Source organism: Amycolatopsis sp. CA-126428, from assembly GCF_002904335.1.
Taxonomy (GTDB): domain Bacteria; phylum Actinomycetota; class Actinomycetes; order Mycobacteriales; family Pseudonocardiaceae; genus Amycolatopsis.
Genome location: NZ_PPHF01000002.1, coordinates 40,244 through 46,758 on the forward strand (window position 1 = coordinate 40,244; position 6,515 = coordinate 46,758).

Here is a 6,515-nt window from a genome sequence, read left to right on the forward strand (position 1 = left end):
TGAGTGGTAAGGAGGGTTAGAACCCTCATTACCACTCACGACGCGCCGCGGCAGACCCGGCTGGCGATGTCCTGGCGTCGCAGCCGGGCCTGCTTGGGCATGTTCCAGCCGAGCACGCCGGTGACGGCACCTCCGCGGCGGTACTGCGCCACGAACCGGCCCGCGCCCGGGTCACCTTCCACAATGGACAACTCGGCGTCCGCGGACAGCGTCCCGTGCACGTGGATCCGGGCGTCGAACTGGTGGGTCCAGAAGTAGGGCACCGGCGTGTACGGGCGGTCTTCGCCGAGGATGTTCCCCGCGACGGCGACCGCCTGCTCGGTGGCGTTGGTCCGGTTTTCCAGCCGCAGCAGCGCATCGAGGCCCTCGTGGTGCCAGCGGGCGACGTCGCCGGCCGCGTAGATCCCGTCCGCCGCCCGGCAGCGGGAGTCGCACACGACGCCGTTGTCGCACAGCACCCCGCTGCCCGCCAGCCACTCCGTCGCCGGCGCGGCCCCGAAAGCGACCACGACGACGTCGGCGGGCAGCACCTCGCCGGAGGCCAGCCGCGCTCCCGCGACCCGGCCGTCCTCGGCGGCCAGCCCGGTGACCGCGGAGCCGAGCCGCAGCTCGACACCGCGAGCGGCGTGCAGTTCGGCCAGCAGGCCCGCGGCGAGGGAGCCGAACTGGTAGGCCAGCGGCGCGAACTGGGGGCCCGCGAGGGTGACCGGCACGCCCGCCGCGCACACGGTCGCGGCGATTTCCGCGCCGAGCACACCGTCGCCGACGACCACCACCCGCTTGCCCGGCGCGAGGTCCGCGCGCAGGCCCAGCGCGTCGTCGAGGGTGCGCAGCACGTGGACGCCGGCGAGGCCGTCCTGCCCGGGCAGGGTGCGCGGCCGCAGCCCGGTGGCGAGCACGACCGCGTCCGCGGTCAGGGCCCGCCCGGCCGCGGTGTGGACGGTCCGCGCCCGGGCGTCCAGGCGCACCGCCGGGTCGCCGAGCACGAACTCGGTGTCCAATGCGGACAGTGCCGCGGGCGTCCGCAGCCGCGCCTGCTCGGGCGTCCAGCTCCCGCCGAGGACCTGCTTGGACAGCGGAGGCCGGTCGTAGGGCAGGTGCGCCTCGGCACCCAGGACCGTCACGCGCCCGTCGTACCCCTTGCGGCGCAGGGCTTCCACGGTCGCGAGCCCGGCGGCCGAGGCGCCGACGACCAGGACGCCGCCGGTCATCCCTGCTCGCCGACCGAAATCGCCACACCCGGGCACACGCTCGCCGCCTCGCGGACGACTCCGTGCAGCGCTTCGCCGGGGCGCTCGTCGAGCAGGATGACGATGCCGTCGTCGTCGCGCTGGTCGAACACGTCCGGGGCGAGCATGACGCAGGTGCCTGCCCCGCAGCACTTGGCTTCGTCCACGGTGACCTTCATGGTGGTTCCTTTCCCTGGAGTTACTCGGTGACCGGCGCGAGCCACAGCCCGGCCAGCACGTCGGTGAGGGCAGTGGCGGTGTCGCGCCAGCCGGCCGCCGGGGTGCCCGCGCCTTCGGCGAGGGCGCGCTCCCGCTCGGCCATCGCGTGCATCAGCACGAGGCGGGTGATGTCGTTGCGTTCGGCGTGGACTTCGGCGGGCAGCCCGGGCAGGCACCGGTAGAGGCCCGCGAGGGTCCGCGCCAGTGACGGGGACGTCAGCGTCTCCTCGACGATGACCGCGCGCAGCGACGGCTCGGTCATCACCTGGGCGGCGAACCGGGCGAACCAGGTGGGCGTGCCCAGCCCGGCCAGGTGCTCGGTCGTGGGGTGCACCAGGCACCCGAGCCAGTCCCGCAGCTCCGCGGGGCCGCGACCCAGCCGGCGATCACGCAGCCGTTCGATCGACCCGGCGTGCTTGCGGACGATGGCCCGCACCAGCTCGGCCCGGGTGCCGAAGTGGTAGCCGACGGCGGTGTTGTTCCCCTGCCCGGCCGCCTCGCTGATCTGCCGGTTGGACACGGCCAGCACGCCGTGTTCGGCGTAGAGGCGTTCCGCCGCCACGAGGATCCGCTCCCGCGTCGCCCGCGCCCGGTCCGTCACCAGCGGACGGGCAGTTCCCGCAGGCCGCCGACCGCGAGCCCTTCGACCCGGCGCAGCTCGTCCGCCGGGACGGCGAGCTCGAGGTTCGGCAGCTTGCGCAGCAGCACTTCCAGCACGACCTGCAGCTCGGTGCGGGCCAGCGGCTGTCCGAGGCACGCGTGCGCGCCGGCGCCGAAGGCCAGGTGCGGGTTCGGGCTGCGGGTCAGGTCCAGCTCGGCGGCGTTCTCGAAGGCGTCCTCGTCGCGGTTGGCCGCGGCCATGCTGCACATCGCGGTCGTCCCGGCCGGCAGCACCGTGCCGCCGACCTCGAACTCCTCGGTGAGGTAGCGCTGCATGCCCACACCCGCGTTGGCGTCCGCCCGCAGCGCCTCCTCGACCGCCGTGCGCACCAGCGACGGGTCGGCCAGCAGCTGCTCCCACCGGCTCCGGTCGGCCAGCAGCATCGCGGTCATCTTCGCGATCATGTTCGCGGTGGTCTCGTGGCCGGCGATGAGCAGGCCGATGCCGGTGGCGGTCAGCATCGCGTCGGACCAGCCGGCGCCCTCGGCGATCAGCGCGCTGAGGATGTCTTCGCCCGGCTCGGCCCGCTTGGCCGCGATGTGCGCGCCCATGTACCGGCCGAACTCCGCCTGCGCCGCGTCGAACTCCGCCTGGGTGTAGCGGGTCATGCTGAGCATGACGTCGGACCAGTGGGCGAACCGGTCGCGGTCGGTGTCCGGCACGCCGAGCATGTCGCAGATGACCCAGACCGGCAGCGGGAAGGCGAGGCCGGCCTTGAGGTCGCCGGGCGCGCCCTTCGCGACCAGTTCGTCGATGAGCTGCCCGGCCATCGCCGCCATGCCCGGCCGCAGCGCGTTCATCCGCTTGGCGGTGAACCACTTCCCCAGCAGGCGCCGCCACTTCAGGTGTGCTTCGCCATGCTGCGGGAGCACGGTCGCCATCTCGCTGTTGAACACCCCGCCCGACTCGGTGTCCGCGACGCGGGCCGCGTTGTCCGCCGGGGTCGGGCGGGTGAACCGCGGATCGGACAGGACGGTCTTGACGTCGTCGTAGCGGGTGATCAGGGCGGCTTCGTCCCCGCTGGCCAGCGCCACGCGCGCGACCGGGCACTTCTCCCGGAACTCGGCCCACTCGGCCGGCGGCGCCAGCGCGGTGGCGGCCTCGAACGGGAAGCGCGGCAACGGGTCGGTGTGGCTGGGCTTCATCACGGGCCTCTCGTTGGTGAATGTCCCCTGTCCCGAGCATGGCGACGATCCATGCTTAAGTCAAGCAGTTGACTTAATTACCGGAGACGCCGACGCCCGAAACCGCCCGAACCGGCGTTATTCGCGCTCGACCTTGCGCAGACCGCCCTCCGGCGTCCACCACTCGACGACCAGCAACGTCGCCGCCTCGTTCAGGTGGGTGTGGACGACCTCGGCGACGTCGGCCAGGAACCGCTCGCCGTCCTCGGTGCGCGCCCGTCCGGCGATCTTCGCCTCCCCCGGCCACTGCGCCTCGGCGCCCTCGACGGGGTCCACCGTGGCGCTGTGCAGCGCGAACCGCGGATCCCGCCGCAGGTCCGCGCCCTTGCGCGCGTTCGGCATCGACCCGAAGGCCAGCTCACCGTCCTCGAAGACCGTTTCGATTCCCGAGATCCGCGGCGAGCCGCCGGCCCGCAGGGTCGCGATCGTCTTGTGCTTGTGCGCGTCGAACAGGGCCCGCACCCGCCGCGCGAACTCCGGCTCCGCCGCTTCGAACTCCCGCCACGCCGTCATGCGCCCATCGTGCCGCACCGCAGCCCGGCGACGAGGACTTTCACCATCCGGCGCGCGTCGTACCGGGGGTCGTCCGCGCCGATGCAGAGGTTGCCGACGCCGCGCATGAGGTCCAGGGGCGCCACCTCGGCCCGGATCTCGCCGGCCGCGGCGGCGGCGTCGAGCAGCTCGCCGCACACCGGCACCAGGCGGTCGAGGAAGTACGCGTGCAGCGTCTCGAAGCCGGCGTTGTCGGACTGGAGAGCCCCGGCGAGCCCGTGCTTGGTCACCAGGAAGTCCACGAACAGGTCGATCCACTGTGCCAGCGCGGCGTACGGCGATTCACTGGCGGCCAGCAGCGCCGGGCCCGCCTCCGTGCAGGCGTCCACCTGGTGCCGGAAGACGGCGATGACGAGGTCCGCGCGGGTCGGGAAGTGGCGGTAGATCGTGCCCATCCCGACCCCGGCCTTCGCCGCGATGTCCCGCACCGGCGCGTCCACGCCGGACGCGACGAAGACCGCGGCCGCCGCATCCAGCAGCGCCTTTTCGTTGCGCCGGGCATCCGCCCGCTTGGGCTTGAGTTCGCCCACGACCCCTCCTTGCTAAGCGGAGCAATGTTCCATATCGTTAGCGGAGCAACGTTCCGTTTGCTCATCATGCCACGGAGGCACCCCCCATGCAGTACCGCACCTTGGGCCACACCGGCGTCCAGGTCAGCACCCTCGCGCTGGGCGCGATGAACTTCGGCGCCATCGGGCGCGTCCCCCAGGACGAGGCCACCGCCATCGTCGACGCCGCGCTCGAAGCCGGGATCAACCTCGTCGACACCGCCGACATGTACGGCCAGGGCGAGTCGGAGGTGATCGTCGGCCGGGCGATCGCCGGCCGCCGCGACGACCTCGTGCTGGCCACGAAGGCGACCATGCCGATGGGCGAAGAGCGCAACCACCGCGGCAACTCGCGCCGCTGGCTGGTCCGCGCGCTCGAGGACAGCCTGCGCCGCCTCGACGTCGACCACGTCGACCTCTACCAGATCCACCGCTGGGACCCCACCACGAGCGACGAGGAAGCGCTTTCCGCACTGACCGACCTGCAGCGCGCGGGCAAGATCCGCTACTTCGGGTCCTCGACGTTCCCCGCGTACCGCATCGTCCAGGCGCAGTGGGCCGCCCGCGAACACCGCCTCGGCCGGTACGTCACCGAGCAGCCGAGCTACTCGGTCCTGCAGCGCGGCATCGAAGCCCACGTGCTGCCGGTGACCGAGGAGTACGGCATGGGTGTGCTGGCGTGGAGCCCGCTGGCTTCGGGCTGGCTGTCGGGTGCGGTCCGCGCGGGCCGGGAGATGAGTGGTAACCGGGCGAAGGTCGTGCCGGAGCGCTTCGACCTCGACGTCCCCGCCAACCGGGCCCGGCTCGACGCCGTCGAACAGCTGGCCAAGCTCGCCGAGCAGGCCGGGCTGACCCTGATCCAGCTCGCGCTCGGCTTCGTCACCGCGCACCCCGGCGTGACGAGCGCCCTCATCGGCCCGCGGACGCTCGACCACCTGCGCTCGCAGCTCGACGCCGCCGGCACCGTGCTGCCCGCCGACGTCCTCGACGAGATCGACGCGATCGTCGCCCCGGGCACCGACCTGGCCCCGGGCGAGAAGTTCGACACCCCGCCGGCCCTGCTCGACCCGTCGCTGCGGCGGCGCCGATGAGGTTCGGCATCATGACCGCACCTCAGCAGGTGGGGTACGACGAGATTCTGCGCGTGTGGCGCGAAGCGGACACGGTGCCGGAGATCGAGCACGCGTGGCTGTTCGACCACCTGATGCCGATCGCCGGCGACCCGGACGGCCCGATCTTCGAGGGCTGGACGCTGCTTTCGGCCCTGGCGGCCCAGACGTCCCGCCTGCGCATCGGGCTTCTGGTCACCAGCAACCGGTTCCGCCCACCGGCGATGCTGGCGAAGATCGCCACAACGGTCGACATCGTCTCGGGCGGCCGCCTCGACTTCGGCATCGGCGCGGGTTCCCGGCCCAGCCACCCGCTGGCCCGGCGCGAGTACGACGCACACGGCCTGCCGTACCACAATCAGGACGACGCGGTCGCGGCGCTGGCGGAGGCGTGCACGGTGATCCGTCGCTTGTGGACATCTCCGGAGCCGTTCGACTTCACGGGATCGCACGTCCGGCTGACCGGTGCCTTCGGAAACCCCCGCCCGGTGCAGCGTCCGCACCCCCCGATCATGATCGGCGGCCGGGCAAGCGCCACGCTGCGAGTGGTCGCGGAGCACGCAAACATGTGGAACATCCCGGGCGGCGGCGACATCGCGGACCTGGCGGGGCGCAGCCGCTTGCTGGACAAGTACTGCGCGGAGATCGGCCGCGACCCGGCCGAGATCACGCGGTCGATCTTCCTGCCGGTGGATTACGACCGGCCGGAGGTGACGCGCGGCAAGATCGCCGAGGCGGCGGACGCCGGGTTCGGGCACTTCGTGCTCGGGTTGGGGAATCCTTATCCCGAGGGAGTGGCGCAGTGGGTGGCGGACGAGCTGATCCGCCGGTAGCGCGGGGTCTGGTGGCCACGAGCCTGACCCAATCAAGGAGCGGGGTGGTCATCCCGTCGCCTGAGGCCGTGAAATCACTTTGAGCCGGGCCCGCAACACAGAGCGCAACGCGAGACGGCAGCGCAGGCTTGCGGGCCCGGCTCAAAGTGATAGGCCTCAATCAGGCGACGGGATGACCAC

Annotated in this window: 8 protein-coding genes; 2 read left to right on the plus strand and 6 right to left on the minus strand. The window is 72.4% G+C overall.

Annotated elements, in window-relative coordinates; translation table 11 throughout:
- Positions 1 to 35: 35 nt before the first annotated feature.
- From C2L58_RS00800 to C2L58_RS00825, 6 genes are all read right to left on the minus strand, one after another.
- Positions 36 to 1,211 carry an NAD(P)/FAD-dependent oxidoreductase gene (locus C2L58_RS00800; protein ID WP_103334950.1) on the minus strand — a complete coding sequence of 392 codons (1,176 nt, stop codon included), beginning with the start codon at positions 1,209 to 1,211 and terminating at the stop codon, positions 36 to 38.
- The gene (locus C2L58_RS00805; protein WP_103334952.1) at positions 1,208 to 1,408 is read right to left on the minus strand and encodes a ferredoxin; all 201 of its coding nucleotides are present in this window, start codon (positions 1,406 to 1,408) and stop codon (positions 1,208 to 1,210) included. Before C2L58_RS00805 ends, C2L58_RS00800 begins: the two co-directional genes overlap by 4 nt.
- Before the next feature lie 20 nt (positions 1,409 to 1,428).
- A complete protein-coding gene (locus tag C2L58_RS00810) occupies positions 1,429 to 2,049 on the minus strand; it encodes a TetR/AcrR family transcriptional regulator (protein WP_103334953.1) in 621 nt (206 codons plus the stop codon).
- Positions 2,046 to 3,254: a cytochrome P450 gene (locus tag C2L58_RS00815; protein ID WP_199191033.1), complete on the minus strand. Its 1,209-nt coding sequence runs from the start codon at positions 3,252 to 3,254 to the stop codon at positions 2,046 to 2,048. The genes C2L58_RS00810 and C2L58_RS00815 overlap by 4 nt, the downstream gene beginning before the upstream one ends.
- A 117-nt stretch (positions 3,255 to 3,371) precedes the next feature.
- The gene (locus tag C2L58_RS00820; RefSeq protein WP_103334957.1) at positions 3,372 to 3,806 is read right to left on the minus strand and encodes a pyridoxamine 5'-phosphate oxidase family protein; all 435 of its coding nucleotides are present in this window, start codon (positions 3,804 to 3,806) and stop codon (positions 3,372 to 3,374) included.
- The gene (locus C2L58_RS00825) at positions 3,803 to 4,375 is read right to left on the minus strand and encodes a TetR/AcrR family transcriptional regulator (protein WP_103334958.1); all 573 of its coding nucleotides are present in this window, start codon (positions 4,373 to 4,375) and stop codon (positions 3,803 to 3,805) included. Before C2L58_RS00825 ends, C2L58_RS00820 begins: the two co-directional genes overlap by 4 nt.
- Positions 4,376 to 4,461: 86 nt before the next feature.
- Between C2L58_RS00825 and C2L58_RS00830 the strand changes: the two genes are divergently transcribed.
- Both C2L58_RS00830 and C2L58_RS00835 read left to right on the plus strand, forming a co-directional pair.
- Entirely contained in the window at positions 4,462 to 5,484 is a 1,023-nt protein-coding gene (locus C2L58_RS00830; RefSeq protein ID WP_103334960.1) for an aldo/keto reductase, read from the plus strand.
- Entirely contained in the window at positions 5,481 to 6,335 is an 855-nt protein-coding gene (locus C2L58_RS00835) for an LLM class flavin-dependent oxidoreductase (protein ID WP_103334961.1), read from the plus strand. Before C2L58_RS00830 ends, C2L58_RS00835 begins: the two co-directional genes overlap by 4 nt.
- Positions 6,336 to 6,515: the final 180 nt, after the last annotated feature.

Excerpts from the sequence above, each read along its gene's own strand:
- C2L58_RS00830 (WP_103334960.1), top strand. The coding sequence starts at position 4,462 with ATGCAGTACCGCACCTTGGGCCACACCGGCGTCCAGGTCAGCACCCTC.
- C2L58_RS00835 (WP_103334961.1), top strand. The coding sequence starts at position 5,481 with ATGAGGTTCGGCATCATGACCGCACCTCAGCAGGTGGGGTACGACGAG.
- C2L58_RS00800 (WP_103334950.1), bottom strand. The coding sequence starts at position 1,211 with ATGACCGGCGGCGTCCTGGTCGTCGGCGCCTCGGCCGCCGGGCTCGCG.
- C2L58_RS00805 (WP_103334952.1), bottom strand. The coding sequence starts at position 1,408 with ATGAAGGTCACCGTGGACGAAGCCAAGTGCTGCGGGGCAGGCACCTGC.
- C2L58_RS00815 (WP_199191033.1), bottom strand. The coding sequence starts at position 3,254 with ATGAAGCCCAGCCACACCGACCCGTTGCCGCGCTTCCCGTTCGAGGCC.
- C2L58_RS00820 (WP_103334957.1), bottom strand. The coding sequence starts at position 3,806 with ATGACGGCGTGGCGGGAGTTCGAAGCGGCGGAGCCGGAGTTCGCGCGG.